Genomic DNA, 16,822 nt, shown 5'->3' with positions numbered 1-16,822 from the left:
GTTCGTTTTTTACGCACTTAAACGCTGAATGCTGCTATATACGCCAAATAATTGCCCCCTAGACTCGACTATCATAAATATTAGGTTATAATGCCGCGTCTATTGTTTAACATAGTGCCCATAGAGGCAAAGCAGCAATGGTATCTCATGGTTACAATGCGCCGTTTTAAGTTGAATTTTTCAGCATTAAAACTTGCTATCACTCATGGAGATCACCTTGTTTGTAAGGAAGGCGAACAGTCGCCAAAATTGAAGATTGAGGTAAATCATGCAAGTTTCTGTTGAGACGACTCAAGGCCTTGAGCGCCGTCTGACCATCACCGTTCCTGCAGAGAACGTTGAGACTGAAGTTAAAAAACGCTTACAACAACTGTCTAAAACCCAGCGTATCGATGGTTTCCGCCCTGGTAAAGTTCCAGCGTCTATCATCAACAAGCGTTATGGTGCTGCAGTACGTCAAGAAGTTGCTGGCGAATTAATGCAACGCAACTACATTGAAGCAATCGTTTCAGAAAAAATTAACCCAGCAGGTGCACCTACTTTCGCTCCTAAAGCGTTAGAAGCTGGTAAAGATTTAGAATTCGATGCAACTTTCGAAGTTTACCCTGAAGTTGAAATCCAAGGTTTAGATAAAATCGCTGTTGAAAAACCAGCTGTATCTGTAACTGACGAAGATCTAGCTAACATGCTAGAAACTTTACGTAAGCAACACGCTACTTGGGCTGAAGTTGACGCAGCTGCAGGCGAGAAAGACCGTGTAACTATCGACTTCGTTGGTTCTATCGACGGTGAAGAGTTCGAAGGCGGTAAAGCTGAAGACTTCCCTCTAGAACTTGGCCAAGGTCGTATGATCCCAGGTTTCGAAGACAACATCGTTGGTAAAAAAGCAGGCGAAGAAGTTGTTGCTGAAGTAACATTCCCTGAAGAATACCACGCTGAAAACCTTAAAGGTAAAGCTGCTTCTTTCGCAATCACTGTGAAAAAAGTTGAAGCGCAAGAGCTTCCAGAGCTTAACGATGAGTTCGCAGCTAAATTCGGTGTAGCTGAAGGCGGTGTTGATGCTCTTAAAGAAGAAGTTAAAAAGAACATGACACGTGAGCTTGACCAAGCGGTTAAAGCTAACGTTAAAGACCAAGCAATCAAAGGTCTTTTAGCTAACAACGAAATCGAAGTGCCTAAAGCGCTAGTTGATCAAGAAATTGATGCACTACGTCAGCAAGCTGCACAACGTTTCGGTGGCAACGCTCAAAACATGCCTGAGCTTCCAGCTGAATTATTCCATGAGCAAGCTGTTACTCGCGTTAAAACTGGCCTATTACTAGGTGAAGTAATTAAAGCGAACGAGCTTAAAGTTGACGACGCTAAAGTTGAAGAGTTAATCGCAACTGTAGCTTCTGCATACGAAGATCCAACTGAAGTAGTAGAGTACTACAAAGCAAATGATCAACTTATGCAGCAAATGCGCAACGTTGCTATGGAAGAGCAAGCAGTTGAAGCTATCCTAGCTAAAGCAAACGTGACTGACGTTGAAAAAGCATTCGACGACATCATGAATCCACAGCAAGGTGCTTAATAAGTCATTGACTTAAGCTCTCGCTAACGATTAAATGGCTCGTGTTACCCTGTATTTATACAGTGTACTCGGGCCATTTTAGTTTGTGCTAAGTAGTTTCTCAAAAAACAACAAAACTGATGTTAATTCAGAACTTTTTTCGACGAGGATTGAATTTGTTCTGATAAGTTCCTATATACTTATAAAGATTGAACAGACAGCTTAATTAACATTAGTATAAATGTGCTTTCCTTATAGTAAGGATGAGTCGCAGCGGATAAGGAATTAAATAAGAATGAATAGCGGTATGATAGACCCTCTAAACGCATTAGTCCCTATGGTTGTTGAACAAACAGCGAAAGGTGAGCGCTCATATGATATTTACTCACGTCTTTTAAAAGAGCGCATTATTTTCTTAACAGGCCAAGTTGAAGATAACATGGCTAATTTGATTCTTGCACAAATGCTGTTCTTAGAATCAGAGAACCCAGAGAAAGATATTTACCTTTATATCAATTCGCCTGGTGGTTCAGTGACTGCTGGTATGGCAATTTACGATACCATGAATTTTATCAAACCTGACGTAAGCACAATTTGTGTTGGCCAAGCGGCAAGCATGGGTGCGTTTTTATTATCAGGTGGTGCTAAAGGTAAGCGTTTCTGTTTACCGAATTCACGTGTGATGATCCACCAACCATTAGGTGGTTTCCAAGGTCAGGCGTCTGACTTTGAAATTCACGCCCGTGAAATCTTATCAATTAAAGATAAGCTAAACCGTTTAATGGCTGAACATACTGGTCAGCCGCTAGAAGTTGTATCTCGTGATACCGATCGCGACAACTTTATGAGCGCAAGCGAAGCTGTTGAATACGGCCTAGTTGACTCAGTATTTTCAAGCCGCGATTCGAAGTAATCTGAATAGCTAATAATATCGTATTGTTAGCTATCACCCTTTACTATGCGAAAACTAATAATCTTTGATATAGTTAAACATAGTGAATTAGCAGTAGCCTCGCGCTACTGCCAACGTAATAAATGAGGTAGCTGAATGTCTGACACTCCTACAGACGGCGACAAAAGTAATAAATTGTTATACTGCTCTTTTTGCGGCAAAAGCCAGCACGAAGTTCGCAAATTAATTGCTGGCCCTTCAGTATATATTTGTGATGAATGTGTTGAGCTGTGTAACGATATTATCAGGGAAGAAATCAAAGACATTGCGCCGAAGCATAATGCGTCTGATAAACTGCCTGTGCCGAAAGAAATTCGTAATCACTTAGATGATTACGTGATTGGCCAAGACCACGCGAAAAAAGTGCTGTCGGTTGCGGTATACAATCACTATAAACGTTTACGTAATCAAACAATCAATGCGGATATAGAGCTTGGTAAGAGTAATATCCTATTAATTGGCCCTACAGGTAGTGGTAAAACATTACTTGCTGAAACCATGGCTCGTTTACTTGATGTGCCATTCACGATGGCTGATGCAACGACACTAACTGAAGCGGGTTATGTAGGTGAAGACGTTGAGAACATTATTCAAAAGCTACTGCAAAAATGTGATTACGACGTTGAAAAAGCGCAACGTGGTATTGTCTACATTGATGAAATCGACAAGATTTCTCGCAAGTCTGATAATCCATCGATTACCCGTGACGTATCAGGTGAAGGTGTACAACAAGCCTTACTTAAACTAATAGAAGGGACGGTTGCGTCTGTGCCACCACAAGGCGGTCGTAAACATCCACAGCAAGAGTTCTTGCAAGTAGATACATCGAAAATTCTATTTATCTGTGGCGGTGCATTTGCTGGCCTTGATAAAGTGATTGAACAACGCAGTCATAAAAATACCGGCATTGGTTTTGGCGCTGAAGTTAAGCAATCATCAGGTAGTCGCAGCCTTAGCGAAACATTTAAAGATGTTGAGCCAGAAGATCTAGTTAAATATGGTTTAATCCCAGAGTTTATTGGTCGTCTTCCGGTTGTTGCAACACTAACAGAACTAGATGAAGCAGCGCTTATTCAAATCTTAAGTGAACCAAAAAATGCATTAACTAAACAGTTCTCTGCATTATTTGCGATGGAAGATGTTGAGCTTGAGTTCCGCGAAGATGCATTGAGTGCGATTGCTCACAAGGCAATGGAGCGTAAAACAGGTGCCCGTGGCTTACGTTCAATCGTTGAAGGTGTACTACTTGATACTATGTATGAATTACCTTCGATGGATGATGTGAGCAAAGTGGTTATCGATGAAACCGTTATTAAAGGCGAATCAGATCCAATTTTGATTTACCAAAGCGGTAACCAAGACAAAGCTGCATCAGAATAAAGCTGTAATAGTTTAAAAGTTAAGCAGTTGAACACGAAAAAGGAGCCAAAGGCTCCTTTTTTTATAAATATGTTGAACTTTCCCTTACATATCCCCATATACTTGAGTAATCTTTAAAATAAATGAAGTGCGAAGAGAATATAATGACGCTTGAGAGAACTGATCGAGTCGAAATCCCCGTGTTGGCACTGCGCGATGTAGTGGTGTATCCACACATGGTGATCCCGCTATTTGTTGGTCGTGAAAAATCAATAAAATGCCTAGAAGCGGCGATGGACAAGGACAAACAAATTTTCCTAGTGGCGCAAAAAGACGCCTCTGTTGATGATCCACAGCAAGATGATATCTACCGTGTTGGCACCATTGCCACAGTACTTCAGTTATTAAAGCTGCCTGATGGCACTGTAAAAGTGCTAGTTGAAGGCACGCAACGTGCAAGCGTTGAAAAGTTTTTAGATAACGATGATTTCTTTGTTGCAGAAGCACAGTTTATTGAATCAGGCCATATCGACGAACAAGAACAAGATATCTTCATTCGTAGTGCTGTGAGCCAGTTTGAAGGTTATGTAAAGCTTAATAAGAAGATCCCACCTGAAGTACTTACTTCAGTATCAGGTATTGATGAAGCTGCACGCCTTGCCGATACTATGGCAGCGCACATGCCACTGAAGGTTCCTGAGAAGCAAAAAGTACTTGAGATTGCCGATGTCACTGAGCGCCTTGAATACTTAATGGCACTTATGGAAGGTGAGATCGATTTACTGCAAGTTGAGAAAAAAATCCGTACACGCGTTAAAAAGCAGATGGAAAAATCGCAGCGTGAGTACTACCTCAACGAGCAAATGAAAGCGATTCAAAAAGAGCTGGGCGAACTTGATGATGTACCTGATGAATTCGAAGCGATTAAAAAGCGTATCGAAGAGTCTGGCATGCCTAAAGAAGCGCAAGAAAAAGCCAATGCTGAGCTTGCCAAGTTAAAAATGATGTCGCCTATGTCGGCGGAAGCAACTGTAGTGCGCTCGTACATTGATACGCTTATCAATGTGCCTTGGAAAAAACGCTCTAAAGTGAAAAAAGACTTAGCTGGCGCACAAAAGATTTTAGATAGCGACCATTACGGCCTAGATAAAGTTAAAGAACGCATTATTGAGTACCTAGCGGTGCAACAGCGCACTAATAAGCTAAAAGGTCCAATTTTATGTTTAGTGGGCCCTCCTGGTGTGGGTAAAACCTCATTAGGTCAGTCAATTGCGCGTTCTACCGGTCGTAAATATGTGCGTATGGCATTAGGTGGTGTACGTGATGAAGCAGAAATTCGTGGTCACCGTCGTACTTACATTGGTTCAATGCCAGGTAAGTTAATCCAGAATATGACTAAAGTTGGTGTGAAGAACCCATTATTCTTATTGGATGAAATCGATAAGATGTCATCAGATATGCGTGGCGACCCAGCATCAGCATTACTTGAAGTACTTGATCCTGAGCAAAATAGCCATTTTGCTGATCACTACTTAGAAGTTGATTACGACTTATCAGACGTGATGTTCGTGGCAACGTCAAATAGCTTTAATATCCCAGGTCCATTATTAGACCGTATGGAAGTTATTCGCCTTTCGGGTTACACCGAAGACGAGAAGCTAAACATTGCTAAGCAACACTTAATTCCTAAACAAGTTAAGCGTAATGGCTTAAAAGATGACGAAGTTGAGATTGCTGACAGCGCAATTATTGGCATTATCCGCTACTACACTCGTGAAGCGGGTGTTCGTAATTTAGAGCGTGAAGTGTCAAAACTATGCCGTAAAGCGGTTAAGAACATCTTACTAGATAAAGACACTAAGAAAGTTGTTATCGACGATAGCAATCTTGAAGAGTTCTTAGGTGTGCAGCGCTTTGACTATGGCAAAGCTGAAGACGGCGACCGCATTGGTCAAGTAACTGGCCTTGCATGGACTGAAGTAGGTGGTGATTTACTGACGATTGAATCAGCAGCCGTACCAGGTAAAGGCAAGCTAACTTACACCGGTTCACTTGGCGATGTGATGCAAGAGTCAATTCAGGCTGCAATGACAGTCGTTCGTAATCGTGCTGAAAAATTACGCATTAATAGCGACTTCTACGAAAAACGTGACATTCATGTGCACGTGCCTGAAGGTGCGACACCAAAAGATGGCCCAAGTGCTGGTATTGCGATGGTAACTGGTTTGGTATCAAGCTTAACGGGTAACCCGGTACGCTCAGATGTTGCGATGACGGGTGAAATCACGTTACGTGGTGAAGTATTACCAATTGGTGGCTTAAAAGAAAAGCTTCTAGCCGCACATCGTGGTGGAATTAAGACCGTTATTATTCCAAAAATTAACGAACGTGACCTAAAAGAGATCCCAGACAACGTATTAGAGGGCCTTGAAATTCACCCAGTTACATGGATTGATGACGTTTTAAAACTGGCTTTGAAGCATCCAGTTGAGAGTTTTTCTGTCGAAACTGAAAAAAACCAGTAAAAAACCGCAAAAAAGTGCAATTAGGGGCTTTTCAAATACAAAGGGTATGATAAGTTAAGCACTAGTTTTCAAGCCTAGGCCTTATGTGGCCTAGGGTTGAGAAAAATATAATAAACTGAGCATAAACTTAATTTGCTCATAAATTTTCAAAACAGTGATGTTATTTTTTATAAAAACAATCGCTCTTGATAATAACAATGAAAGAGGATGATATTGTGAATAAATCTCAATTAATCGATCAAATCGCAGCTGACGCTGACATTTCTAAAGCGGCTGCAGGTCGTGCACTAGATTCATTCATCGAGGCTGTTTCAGGCGCTCTTAAAGATGGCGATTCAGTAGCGCTAGTAGGCTTTGGTACTTTCTCAGTACGTGAGCGTGCAGCACGTTCAGGTCGTAACCCGCAAACTGGTGAGACTATCCAGATTGCTGCAGCAAACATTCCTTCTTTCAAAGCAGGTAAAGCGCTGAAAGACGCAGTAAACTAATCAATAAAGATTAGTTGGTGAGGGATACCTAAGCACACTTAAATGAATTTAGGTAACTTATCACCAGTTACTTCAAGTGAAAAAGCGTATCTGGTAAGATACGCTTTTTTTACATGAGCAGGGTTGATACCAATCCGCAATAATTTTTAATTCGCTAATTGGTATAATTTGTACCTGATCAGAATAGAGATAGATAAATGCTTGAGAAAATCAGAGAAGGTTCGCAGGGACCTGCAGCCAAAATTATTTTAGGCGCGGTGATTTTATCTTTTGCTTTAGCTGGGATCGGTGGTTATTTAGGACAAACCACAGAGCAACCCGTTGCAGAAGTAAATGGAGTTAAAATTAGCCAAACCGAGTTCAGCCGTGCATACCAAAACGAACGTAACCGTTTAGAACAACAATTTGGTGAATACTTCGCACAAATCGCTGCTGATCCAAATTACATGGCACAAATCCGCCAAGGCGTTATTGACCGTTTAGTACAACAAGAATTGCAAACTCAACTAGCGGCAGAATTAGGTCTTCGTGTAAGTGATGAAAGTGTTCGTAAAGCTATTTTAGAAATGCCTTACTTCCAAGTTGGCGGCCAGTTTAGCAACGACCGTTACTTACAAGTTATTCGTCAAATGAATTTCCAACCAGACGCTTTCCGTGAGTATTTACGTGAAGACATGACACGCAGCCAGTTGGTTGGTGCAGTTGCTGGTACTGATTTCATCCTAGAAAACGAATTAAACAACAACGTAGCGCTACAACAGCAAACGCGTAGTATTGATTACCTTGTTGTGACAAAAGAATCATTACAAGCGGGTGTAGCGGTGAGTGAGCAAGAAATTGCTGATTACTATGAATTAAATCAACCGCAATTCTTGGCTCCTGAGCAAGTATCAGTTAGTTACATTGATTTAAATGCAGCAAACCTAACGCTAGATTCAAGTGTTTCAGAAGACGACATTAAAGCGTATTACGAGCAAAACAGTGCCCAGTACGTTGAACCAGAAAAGCGTCGTGTATCGCACATCTTAATTGATAACAGCGAAGACGATGATGCAGCAAAAGCGAAAGCAGAAGAGTTACTAGCACAATTACAAAATGGTGCTGATTTTGCCGAGTTAGCTGAATCGTCTTCAGATGATGTTGTGAGCGCTGAAATGGGCGGTGACTTAGATTGGATTGAACGTGACATGATGGACCCTGCGTTTGAAGATGCAACTTATGCTCTTGAAAATAAAGGCGACATTTCAGACGTTGTAGAATCAGAATTTGGTTACCACATCATCAAACTTACTGACATTCAAACACAACAAGTTAAGCCATATGCTGACGTAAAAGATGAGCTTCGTGCTGAACTTGAACGTACTAAGAAAGTAAATGCGTTTTATGAAAAGCAAACTCAAATGGGTGAGCTGGCGTTTGAAATTTCAGATACTTTAACGGATGCCGCTGAAGCTGCTGGTGTTGAAGTACAAAAAACTGAACTAGTGACACGTAACTCGTTACCTGAACCACTAAACAATCCACAAGTGATTGCTGCTATTTTCTCTCCTGAAGTGTTAGAAGATCGCATGAATTCAGAAGTGATTGAAGTGGGTGATGAGCATGCCGTTGTTGTTCGTGTAAACGATCACAAAGCGGCGACAACGAAAGCGCTTGCAGATGTTTCTGAGCAAATCAAAGCGACGTTAGTTGCACAAAAAGCATCTGAACTTGCTAAAGAAAAAGCACGCACACTGTATGCTGACATCGAAGCAGGTAAGAGCTTAAATGATGTTGCACAAGCTGAAGGCTTAACAGTGCGTCAAGAAGCTGCACTTGCTCGCCAAGCTTACACAGTTTCACCTGCGATTGTTCAACAAGCTTTCAAAATGGCTCACCCTCAAGGTGCACCAGTGGTTGATGTTGTTGACTTAAACAATGGTGATGCGGCTATCGTTGCACTAAAAGCAGTTAATCCAGCGGCTAACGCTGAAATTAACGAGCAACAAAAGCAAAACATCACTATGGCTCAAGTGAATAAAAACTACATGGTATTCATCGCTGCACTTAAAGCACAAGCAGATGTAAAAGTACCAAAAGTTGTGCAAGCTGCTGAATAAGTAGCAAAATGACTTAAATAAAAGGCGCCTTATGGCGCCTTTTTTGTTACCGTTGAAGCTAATCGCACTCGCAACTACAAGGAGTATTTATGGAGTATCGCCTAATAGAGCAGTTACCAAGTGCAGAAGAATACTGTGCAATGCGCCTTAAGGCTGGCTTATCCGCTCGTTCATTAGCAGCAGCGAAGGCGGGATTGCCAAACTCTCTCTATGCTATTTGTATTCGCAAAAACAATGAGTTGATTGGCATGGGTCGTGTTATTGGTGATGGTGGTTGTAATTTTGAAGTGGTTGATATTGCTGTATCACCTCAATATCAAGGGCAAGGGTTAGGGCGTGTGATTATGGAACATGTTGACCGCTACATCGAATCTGCCGCTTATGAAGGTAGTTACGTCACTATGGTCGCCGACAAACCCAGCTTTTACGAAAAGCTTGGCTACAAGTTTGTCGCACCACAAAGCCAAGGGATGTATAAAAAGTTTTGATAAGAGTAAAGTTGCAAGGGGAAAGAGTAAAGTTAATTGAGTGATCAAATCTCCCGCGTGGGAGGCGTTTTAACGCCGAATTAAACTGACAGCTAACGGCTGATAGCTGGCAGCTCACCGTCAGCAATTCAATAACTTCTGTGTCACCACCGACTGTGGATCTTGGAAAATCGCTTCCGTTTGGCCGTATTCAACAATTTCACCGTGATCAAGTACCACAAGTTGGTCGCTAATATGACGCACTAAACTTAGGTGATGCGTAATAAGCACATAGCTAAGGCCGGTATCTTTTTGTAGACGCAGTAATAAGTTTACCGTTTGTGCGCGCACAGATGGGTCTAGAGACGATAACGCTTCATCGAGCACCACAACCTTAGGATCTAAGATTAAAGCTCTTGCAAGCGCTATACGTTGCAATTGGCCGCTACTAAACATGTGTGGGTAATAGTGTTGGTGGTCTAATAGCAAACCCACTTTTGCGAGAGTTTGTTTTATTTTTTCTTCACGCGCTTCTTTGTTTAAATCAGTGTTGTACTGTAAACAGTCATTCAGCATGTCGCCTATCGTCAAACCCGGGTTTAACGACGCTTCAGAGTCTTGGAAGATCATCCGAATGTGGCGACAGTCGTTATCACGTAAGCCATCATTTTCGATGATATTGCCATCGAGTAGAATTTGCCCTTTATCGGCGTTATCGGCTCCAGCCAGTAATTTTGCCAAGGTACTTTTACCTGAGCCAGTTTCGCCAATAATGGCTATCGTCTCGCCTTGTCCTAAGCAAAACGAAATATCTTTTAGAACAGAGAATCGTTTACGCGAAAACAAGCCTGCACGTAGGTTAAAACTCTTTGATAACGCTTGAACTTTTAACAGCGGTTGCATTATTTCATCGCCTTAATTAATGGGAAATGGCAGGCATAACTGTGGCTGTGATGCTTGGTCAATTTCGGTGTTACCACACATTCTTTTTGTGCTTGTGGGCAACGCGGCCCCAAACGGCAACCTATCGGTAGATGCTGTAAGGTTGGAATGGTGCCCTTTAGCGCATAAAAAGGCTCTTTATGAGCAAGCCCTTGCTCATAATCAGGTAAACTTTTTAACAGTGCTTGAGTATACGGGTGGTGCGGCTGGCTAAAGATACGATTTGTTGGACCTGCTTCAACCATTTGTCCGCAGTACAATACATGCATACCGTGTGACCACTCGACAATTTCTTCAAGCTCGTGAGAAATCATCAAAATCGACATGTTTTTTAGCTGGTTCAAGCTCTTTAATAGCCTAAAGACTTGCGCACGAGTGGTGCTTTCAAGGGCTGTCGTTGGTTCATCGGCAATCAGTAGTTTGGGTGTACGCGCAATTGCCATGGCAATCATCACCTTTTGACAAATACCTTCAGAGAGCTCATGAGGATAACTGTCGAGCACCTTTTTATGATCTTTAATACCCACTTTATGGATTAACGCTTTAACACGATCTTTTCGTTGTCTATTACGTTTTAAGAAAAAACCACTGGTTTCTTGTGCGGGTAAGGTCTCGGCAATTTGGTCAAATATCTTGGCTGTTGGGTCGAGGCAGCGGCTAGGATCTTGGTAGATCATGGCAATGTCTTGACCAACCAATTTACGGCGCTGTTCGTTAGATAAGCGCATTAAATCAACACCACGCCAATGCATGCGGTCTGCGGTAATATGCCAGCGCTTGTTCAAAACCCCAACAATAGCTTTTGCAATCAAGCTTTTACCTGAGCCTGACTCACCAACCAATGCATGTACTTCACCTTCTTTTAAGGTCATGCTCACTCTATCTACCGCACGAATAACGGTATCTGAGGTACGTAACTCTATCGTGAGGTTGCGAATATCGAGTAATTGCATAATTAGTCGGCCTTACGTTCTTTAAGCACTTGGCGTAAACCGTCACCTACTAAATTGGTAGACAGTACTGCTAAAAATAATAATACGCCCGGTAAGCCAACAGTCCAAGGGGCAAGGTAAATTAAACCCAGATTCTCAGCCAAAATGGCACCCCATTCTGTGGTGGGCGGTTGTGCACCGAGTTTTAAAAAGCCAAGCGCTGAGATATCCAAAATAGCCGTAGAAAGCGCCATGGTAAAAATAACCACAATATGCTCGTAAATATTCGGAAAGATACCACGGGCGAGAATATGCCAATTTGACGCACCATCCAGTTTAAATGCCGTGATGTAATCCTTGTTTAGCTCTTCAACAATCAAGTTACGTACAGAGTGAATAAACTGAGGCAGCAAGGCTAGAATAATTGCCCATACTGTATTCATCAGGCCTGGACCAAGGATCGCGATAATAATGATGGCAAGCAACAGTGAAGGTATCGATAAGGTAATATCGAGCAAGTGATTTAAAAAACTTGAACGAATACCACGGCTGATCCCAGCAAAAGTACCCACTAATACGCCAATCACTGTGGTGATCAAAGCCGCGACAACCGATAAACCAAACGTGTAGGTCGCGCCATTCATTAAGCGTGAGAGCACATCACGGCCTAAATCGTCGGTGCCTAATAGAAAGCGTACATCTCCAGCATCATGCCAAGATGGCGGTAACAGCAGTGCATCACTGTGTTGCTGGTTAACGCCATAAGGGGCAAGAAGGGGAGCAGATACAGCCAGTAACACTAAAGCGATAAATAACCATAAACCCACAAGGGCAGGGTGATTGGTTTTAAATTTCTTCCAAAATCGCGCCAGTGGCGATTTATTCGACTCTTCAGAGAATAAATTAAACTTTGCCATGAGCTTGGTTCCGCGATAATGGGTCGAATAAGGTATAAGTGAGCTCAGCAATAATCGTAGCTAAAATAACGAACATAGAAACAGCGAGTAAGCCACCTTGAATGGCAGGGTAGTCACGCTGATAAATACTATCGATTAGCCAACGACCAATGCCTGGCCATGAGAAAATAACTTCGGTGATCATCGCAAGGGTGATCAAGGTACTAAACTGTAAACCTATTTGCTTGATAACCGGTAGCAGCGCATTACGCAGTGCGTGGTGAATAATCAGCTGAGCACGGTTTAAGCCTTTTGCTCGCGCTGTTTTAATATAGCTTTGGTCTAACACTTTCAACATTGAATCACGGGTAAAACGCACTAATACTGTGGTTGGATACATAGCCAGTACTATGGTTGGCAAAGTTAAATGATGCAATGCATCTAAAAATGCCATGCCGTGGTAAGGAAAGTCATCAACAATAATATCAATGAGAATAAAGCCAGTAACTGGTTCAATTTCATAAAGTAAACCCATGCGCCCAGACATCGGAAACCAGCCTAATTGCAGTGAAAACACCATGATCAACAACAGTGCTAACCAAAATACTGGCATTGAGTAACCAATCAGCGTGCCTGAGTTTATAAATTTGTCTGGCCAGCGCTTGTAATAGGCAGACGCCAAAATACCCGCAGGTACGCCAACAGCAACAGAGACAAACAATGCATATACGCTTAGCTCTAATGTTGCGGGAAATAAGTCTTTGATATGTTGAAATACACTTTCGCCTGATGCAAAAGAGACCCCCCAATCACCGTGTAAAATACGGTCTAAAAAGGCAAAGTATTGCACCACATAGTTGTCAGTAAAATGGAACTTATCTTCAAGCGCACTGGTTTGTGAGAAGGTGCTGTTCGTAATACCACTTAAGTTAGTGAGCGCATCACCCGGAAACAAAAAGCTTAATGAAAAGGTAAAGATACTCAGCGTCAGCATCATAAACATTAACAAGGCGAAGCGGCGAAGAATATAATCAAGTATCATTATTCTTTCCTCGCATTAGCAAGCGAGATACCGCCAAATGGACTCAAGCTGATGCCTTTTACATCACTACTTGCGGCTTGAAAACGCATGCCATGAGCAATCGGTAAAATAGGCAGCTCTTGAACAATAATGCGTTGGGCTTGATTGTAATATTGTTTACGTTTTTCTATGTCGGTGGTGTCAAGCGCTTGAGTCAGTAATAAGTCAAACTCAGGATCACACCAATTAGCCGGGTTTTTACCGCTGAAGGTAGCGGTGCAGCTTAATAACGGACTCATAAAGTTATCTGGGTCGGGCGTATCCGCAGCCCAGCCAAGTAATACGCTATCGTGTCTATGCTCACCAACGCGTTGTAAAAAGGTGTTCCACTCGTATTCTACGATATTGACGTTAACGCCAATCTTACGTAAATCACTTTGCATTAGCTCAGCCATTTTACGGGCATTGGGATTATAAATTCGGCTTACCGGCATGGCCCAAATATTCATATCAAAGCCATCTTTGTAGCCCGCTTCGGCAAGTAAAGTTTTGGCAAGTGCAGGGTTAAATTCTGGCATCGCTTTTTGCGCTTCAAAGGCCCACGAAGCAGGAGGCAGTAAAGACTGCGCTTTAATCCCATTACCGTAATACACCGCTTGCATAATTTTATCGATATCAATGGCGCTCGCGAGTGCTTGGCGTACACGCACATCATCAAAAGGTGGGCGCTCAGTGTTAAAAGCCCAGTAACCAATATTTAAGTTTTGCTCTTTTTGAACTTTAATGTCTTCGCGTTGCGATAAAATACTCAGCTGCGCGCTGCTTGGATGCGCAGTCACATCACATTCTTTAGTGAGCATTTTTGCAACGCGTGTGGTGCCGTTTGGCGTAATGTCATACACCAGTTGCTCAAGCACAACCGGATGTTTCCAGTAGTCTGGGTTGCGGTAATAGCGAATTAAACGGTCGCGGCGGTATTCTTTATATACATACGGGCCCGTACCAACCGGGTATTGGTCAAATAAGTTTTCTTGATTTCGAGCTTTAAGCTGCATGGCGTATTCTTCGGATAACACCACGGCAAAGTCGGTTGCTAGGTTTGCTAAAAAGCTGCTTTCAGCATTATAAAGTTCAAACCGTACTTGGTAATCAGAAACACGCACAATACGGCGAATAAGCTGATCAATACCCACACTTTGAAAATAAGGGTAACTGGCATCGCCAACGAAGTGATAGGGGTTGTAGACGTCGAATAAGCGGCTAAAGGTGAAAATGACATCATCTGCGTTAAAGTCACGGGTTGGGGTAAAATATTTTGTGGTATGAAATTTAACCCCTTTACGTAGGGTAAAGGTGATTGCTTTACCATCTGGGCTAATTTTCCAATCGGTTGCTAATTCTGCCTGAAATTCGGCAGACACCGGATCAATACTCAGTAGTCGGTCATAAAGCTGATTGGCGATAATATCGATAGTTGACCCCGTCGTTGTCACTTGCGGATTAAACGACACAGGGTTTGCTTCAGCGCAATAGACCAAGCCCTGGTTTTTTTGTTCTGTGGTTTTTTCTTCGTTATCTAGGCAGCCTACTAAGCACACCAAAGACAAAGCAAGTAACGGTTTAAACACCTGATTAGCCTCTAACTATTGCTGCTGATCTAATAAATTGTATTTTTTCAAATAGCCACGTAATTGATGATACGTTAATTCTAAGTGTTCTGCAGTTTTCTTTTGGTTAAATTGACTATGTTCAAGTGCTTTTTTAATGACATCAATTTCAAAGTCGTTAGACAGCTGCTTTAAATTACAAGGAAATTGAATGTCGGGCTTATTGAGTGTCACAACATCTTGATTTTGTGTAGTGGCAATAGGCGCTGCTTCAACGTTTGTAACGGGGGCACTGCTCACGGCTGCTTTTACACGCTGTTTCGGTCTAAATTTACTCGCAAATGGGTCTAAAATAATCTGGTGAACGGGAATATGTTCGTTACCATGGCGATACAGGCTACGTTCAACCACATTCTTTAATTCACGAATATTACCCGGCCAATCATAAGATTGAAGCGTTTCGATGGCGCTTCGAGTAAAGCCACTAAATAGCTCCCACTCAAGGTCGCGGGCCATGTTAATAGCAAATTGTTCTGCCAGTAACATGATATCTTCTTGGCGTTCACGCAATGGAGGTAAGGTAATAACATCAAACGCGAGACGGTCGAGTAAGTCGCTTCTAAATTCGCCTTGCTCAGCAAGCGTTGGTAGGTCTTCATTGGTTGCACACACTAAACGGGTATCGACTTTAACTGTTTGCTTACCACCGACGCGTTCAAACTCGCCGTATTCAATAACGCGTAGCAGTTTTTCTTGCACCATCGCAGAGGTGTTGGCTAATTCATCAAGGAATAGTGTACCGCCATTGGCACGCTCAAAGCGGCCTTCGTGGCGTTTACTGGCACCGGTAAATGCACCACTTTCATGACCAAACAATTCGCTTTCGAGCAGGTTTTCGTTAAGCGCTGCACAGTTAAGCTTTATATAGTTTTGATCCCAGCGCTTAGATAAGAAGTGCAAACGGGCTGCAATAAGTTCTTTACCTGTACCGCGCTCACCAATAATAAGAACTGGCTTCTCTAAACTTGCTAGTTGCGAAACTTGATCAAGTACACTTAAAAAACTGTCAGATTGGCCGAGTAAATTATCCTGTTGGCGAAATTGGCTCATATTCCCTAACTCTTAGTCATTTTTACTAAGATCTAGTGTATTTCATTATCTTGGAGAACTAAAGAAATTTATAAATTTAGTTTAACTGTTTGAATGTATTGGGTTATTCTAAGTTTATAAAAGTTGGCAAGCATATTGATACTAGATATACCAACTGATTAAGTTAAAACACCAAAGAGGTAAATGTTATGGGAATTTTTTCACGTTTTGCAGACATCGTTAATTCTAATATCAATGCCATCTTAGATAAAGCAGAAGACCCAGAAAAAATGGTTCGCCTGATCATCCAAGAGATGGAAGATACATTAGTAGAAGTTCGCTCTACATCAGCTAAAACACTTGCTGAGAAAAAAGAGCTAGTACGTCGCGTTGACACTTTAAAAGTTCAAGTTGCAGACTGGCAAGAAAAAGCTGAATTAGCACTCAGTAAAGACCGTGATGATTTAGCACGTGCAGCACTGATTGAAAAGCAAAAGTCAGCAGATGCAGTCGCCGCTGTTGAATCTGAGCTTGAGCATGTAGAGTCTCACATCGAGAAATTACAGCAAGAAGTGAGCACGTTACAAGAGAAGCTTGCTGATGCAAAAGCGCGTCAAAAAGCAATCATCTTACGCCAACGCTCTGCAGAGTCGCGTCTTGAAGTTAAAAAAGCACTCGACAGCTCTAAAGTTGAAGACGCTTTAAACCGCTTCGAACGTTACGAAAGTAAGATCGATGGTCTAGAATCACAAATAGAGTCTTATGATCTTGGTAAAAAATCATTAGCTGACGAAATTGCTGGTCTTCAGCAAGACGAAAAGATTGATGATGAGCTAGCTGAGCTTAAGAAAAAACTAGCAGATAAAAAATAATAAATGGGGGCGAGTCCCCCA

At 42.1% G+C, this 16,822-nt stretch carries 14 protein-coding genes; 8 read left to right on the top strand and 6 right to left on the bottom strand.

The window, feature by feature from the left end; all coding sequences use genetic code 11:
- The first annotated feature begins 268 nt into the window (after positions 1-268).
- From tig to C2M33_RS19285, 7 genes are all read left to right on the top strand, one after another.
- Positions 269-1,573: a trigger factor gene (tig, locus tag C2M33_RS19315; RefSeq protein WP_063706813.1), complete on the top strand. Its 1,305-nt coding sequence runs from the start codon at positions 269-271 to the stop codon at positions 1,571-1,573.
- 274 nt (positions 1,574-1,847) lie between these two features.
- On the top strand, positions 1,848-2,465 hold the full coding sequence (clpP, locus tag C2M33_RS19310; protein WP_063706814.1) for an ATP-dependent Clp endopeptidase proteolytic subunit ClpP: 618 nt from the start codon (positions 1,848-1,850) through the stop codon (positions 2,463-2,465).
- 135 nt (positions 2,466-2,600) lie between these two features.
- Positions 2,601-3,884 (top strand): ATP-dependent protease ATP-binding subunit ClpX, encoded by a 1,284-nt coding sequence (gene clpX / locus C2M33_RS19305; protein WP_054553147.1) that lies wholly within the window; start codon positions 2,601-2,603, stop codon positions 3,882-3,884.
- A gap of 143 nt (positions 3,885-4,027) precedes the next feature.
- Entirely contained in the window at positions 4,028-6,388 is a 2,361-nt protein-coding gene (gene lon / locus C2M33_RS19300) for an endopeptidase La (protein WP_063706815.1), read from the top strand.
- Positions 6,389-6,585: 197 nt separating this feature from the next.
- Positions 6,586-6,876, top strand: a complete 291-nt coding sequence (locus C2M33_RS19295; protein ID WP_175580427.1) for an HU family DNA-binding protein — start codon at positions 6,586-6,588, stop codon at positions 6,874-6,876.
- Between the two features lie 197 nt (positions 6,877-7,073).
- A complete protein-coding gene (gene ppiD / locus C2M33_RS19290; RefSeq protein ID WP_063706816.1) occupies positions 7,074-8,975 on the top strand; it encodes a peptidylprolyl isomerase in 1,902 nt (633 codons plus the stop codon).
- Positions 8,976-9,064: 89 nt separating this feature from the next.
- Positions 9,065-9,463 carry a GNAT family N-acetyltransferase gene (locus C2M33_RS19285; protein ID WP_105175204.1) on the top strand — a complete coding sequence of 133 codons (399 nt, stop codon included), beginning with the start codon at positions 9,065-9,067 and terminating at the stop codon, positions 9,461-9,463.
- 120 nt (positions 9,464-9,583) lie between these two features.
- Here C2M33_RS19285 and C2M33_RS19280 read toward each other — a convergent pair whose 3' ends face one another.
- The 6 genes from C2M33_RS19280 to pspF are packed head-to-tail and all read right to left on the bottom strand — an operon-like array spanning position 9,584 to position 15,950.
- A complete protein-coding gene (locus C2M33_RS19280) occupies positions 9,584-10,345 on the bottom strand; it encodes an ATP-binding cassette domain-containing protein (protein ID WP_063706818.1) in 762 nt (253 codons plus the stop codon).
- Positions 10,345-11,337, bottom strand: a complete 993-nt coding sequence (locus tag C2M33_RS19275) for a peptide ABC transporter ATP-binding protein (RefSeq protein WP_063706819.1) — start codon at positions 11,335-11,337, stop codon at positions 10,345-10,347. The genes C2M33_RS19280 and C2M33_RS19275 overlap by 1 nt, the downstream gene beginning before the upstream one ends.
- A 2-nt stretch (positions 11,338-11,339) precedes the next feature.
- The gene (locus C2M33_RS19270; RefSeq protein ID WP_054562068.1) at positions 11,340-12,233 is read right to left on the bottom strand and encodes an ABC transporter permease subunit; all 894 of its coding nucleotides are present in this window, start codon (positions 12,231-12,233) and stop codon (positions 11,340-11,342) included.
- Positions 12,220-13,254 (bottom strand): ABC transporter permease, encoded by a 1,035-nt coding sequence (locus C2M33_RS19265; RefSeq protein ID WP_063706820.1) that lies wholly within the window; start codon positions 13,252-13,254, stop codon positions 12,220-12,222. The genes C2M33_RS19270 and C2M33_RS19265 overlap by 14 nt, the downstream gene beginning before the upstream one ends.
- On the bottom strand, positions 13,254-14,861 hold the full coding sequence (locus tag C2M33_RS19260) for an ABC transporter substrate-binding protein (protein WP_063706821.1): 1,608 nt from the start codon (positions 14,859-14,861) through the stop codon (positions 13,254-13,256). The genes C2M33_RS19265 and C2M33_RS19260 overlap by 1 nt, the downstream gene beginning before the upstream one ends.
- A 15-nt stretch (positions 14,862-14,876) precedes the next feature.
- Positions 14,877-15,950, bottom strand: coding sequence for a phage shock protein operon transcriptional activator (gene pspF / locus C2M33_RS19255; protein ID WP_063706822.1), 1,074 nt, complete (start codon positions 15,948-15,950; stop codon positions 14,877-14,879).
- 188 nt (positions 15,951-16,138) lie between these two features.
- On the opposite strand from pspF, the gene pspA reads away from it, so the two are divergent.
- On the top strand, positions 16,139-16,801 hold the full coding sequence (gene pspA / locus C2M33_RS19250; RefSeq protein ID WP_063706823.1) for a phage shock protein PspA: 663 nt from the start codon (positions 16,139-16,141) through the stop codon (positions 16,799-16,801).
- Positions 16,802-16,822 lie beyond the last annotated feature (21 nt).

The sequence above is a fragment of the Pseudoalteromonas sp. T1lg122 genome, from assembly GCF_002964825.1.
Taxonomy (GTDB): domain Bacteria; phylum Pseudomonadota; class Gammaproteobacteria; order Enterobacterales; family Alteromonadaceae; genus Pseudoalteromonas; species Pseudoalteromonas gelatinilytica.
Note: the sequence above shows the minus strand (reverse complement) of the source record. Positions and strands in the feature narration are given on the sequence as shown.

What these genes read in the sequence shown, in the direction of transcription:
- C2M33_RS19270 (WP_054562068.1), bottom strand. Translation starts at nt 12,233, where the DNA reads ATGGCAAAGTTTAATTTATTCTCTGAAGAGTCGAATAAATCGCCACTG.
- C2M33_RS19265 (WP_063706820.1), bottom strand. Translation starts at nt 13,254, where the DNA reads ATGATACTTGATTATATTCTTCGCCGCTTCGCCTTGTTAATGTTTATG.
- C2M33_RS19295 (WP_175580427.1), top strand. Translation starts at nt 6,586, where the DNA reads ATGAAAGAGGATGATATTGTGAATAAATCTCAATTAATCGATCAAATC.
- pspA (WP_063706823.1), top strand. Translation starts at nt 16,139, where the DNA reads ATGGGAATTTTTTCACGTTTTGCAGACATCGTTAATTCTAATATCAAT.
- tig (WP_063706813.1), top strand. Translation starts at nt 269, where the DNA reads ATGCAAGTTTCTGTTGAGACGACTCAAGGCCTTGAGCGCCGTCTGACC.
- ppiD (WP_063706816.1), top strand. Translation starts at nt 7,074, where the DNA reads ATGCTTGAGAAAATCAGAGAAGGTTCGCAGGGACCTGCAGCCAAAATT.
- C2M33_RS19280 (WP_063706818.1), bottom strand. Translation starts at nt 10,345, where the DNA reads ATGCAACCGCTGTTAAAAGTTCAAGCGTTATCAAAGAGTTTTAACCTA.
- clpX (WP_054553147.1), top strand. Translation starts at nt 2,601, where the DNA reads ATGTCTGACACTCCTACAGACGGCGACAAAAGTAATAAATTGTTATAC.
- lon (WP_063706815.1), top strand. Translation starts at nt 4,028, where the DNA reads ATGACGCTTGAGAGAACTGATCGAGTCGAAATCCCCGTGTTGGCACTG.
- C2M33_RS19285 (WP_105175204.1), top strand. Translation starts at nt 9,065, where the DNA reads ATGGAGTATCGCCTAATAGAGCAGTTACCAAGTGCAGAAGAATACTGT.
- pspF (WP_063706822.1), bottom strand. Translation starts at nt 15,950, where the DNA reads ATGAGCCAATTTCGCCAACAGGATAATTTACTCGGCCAATCTGACAGT.
- C2M33_RS19275 (WP_063706819.1), bottom strand. Translation starts at nt 11,337, where the DNA reads ATGCAATTACTCGATATTCGCAACCTCACGATAGAGTTACGTACCTCA.
- clpP (WP_063706814.1), top strand. Translation starts at nt 1,848, where the DNA reads ATGAATAGCGGTATGATAGACCCTCTAAACGCATTAGTCCCTATGGTT.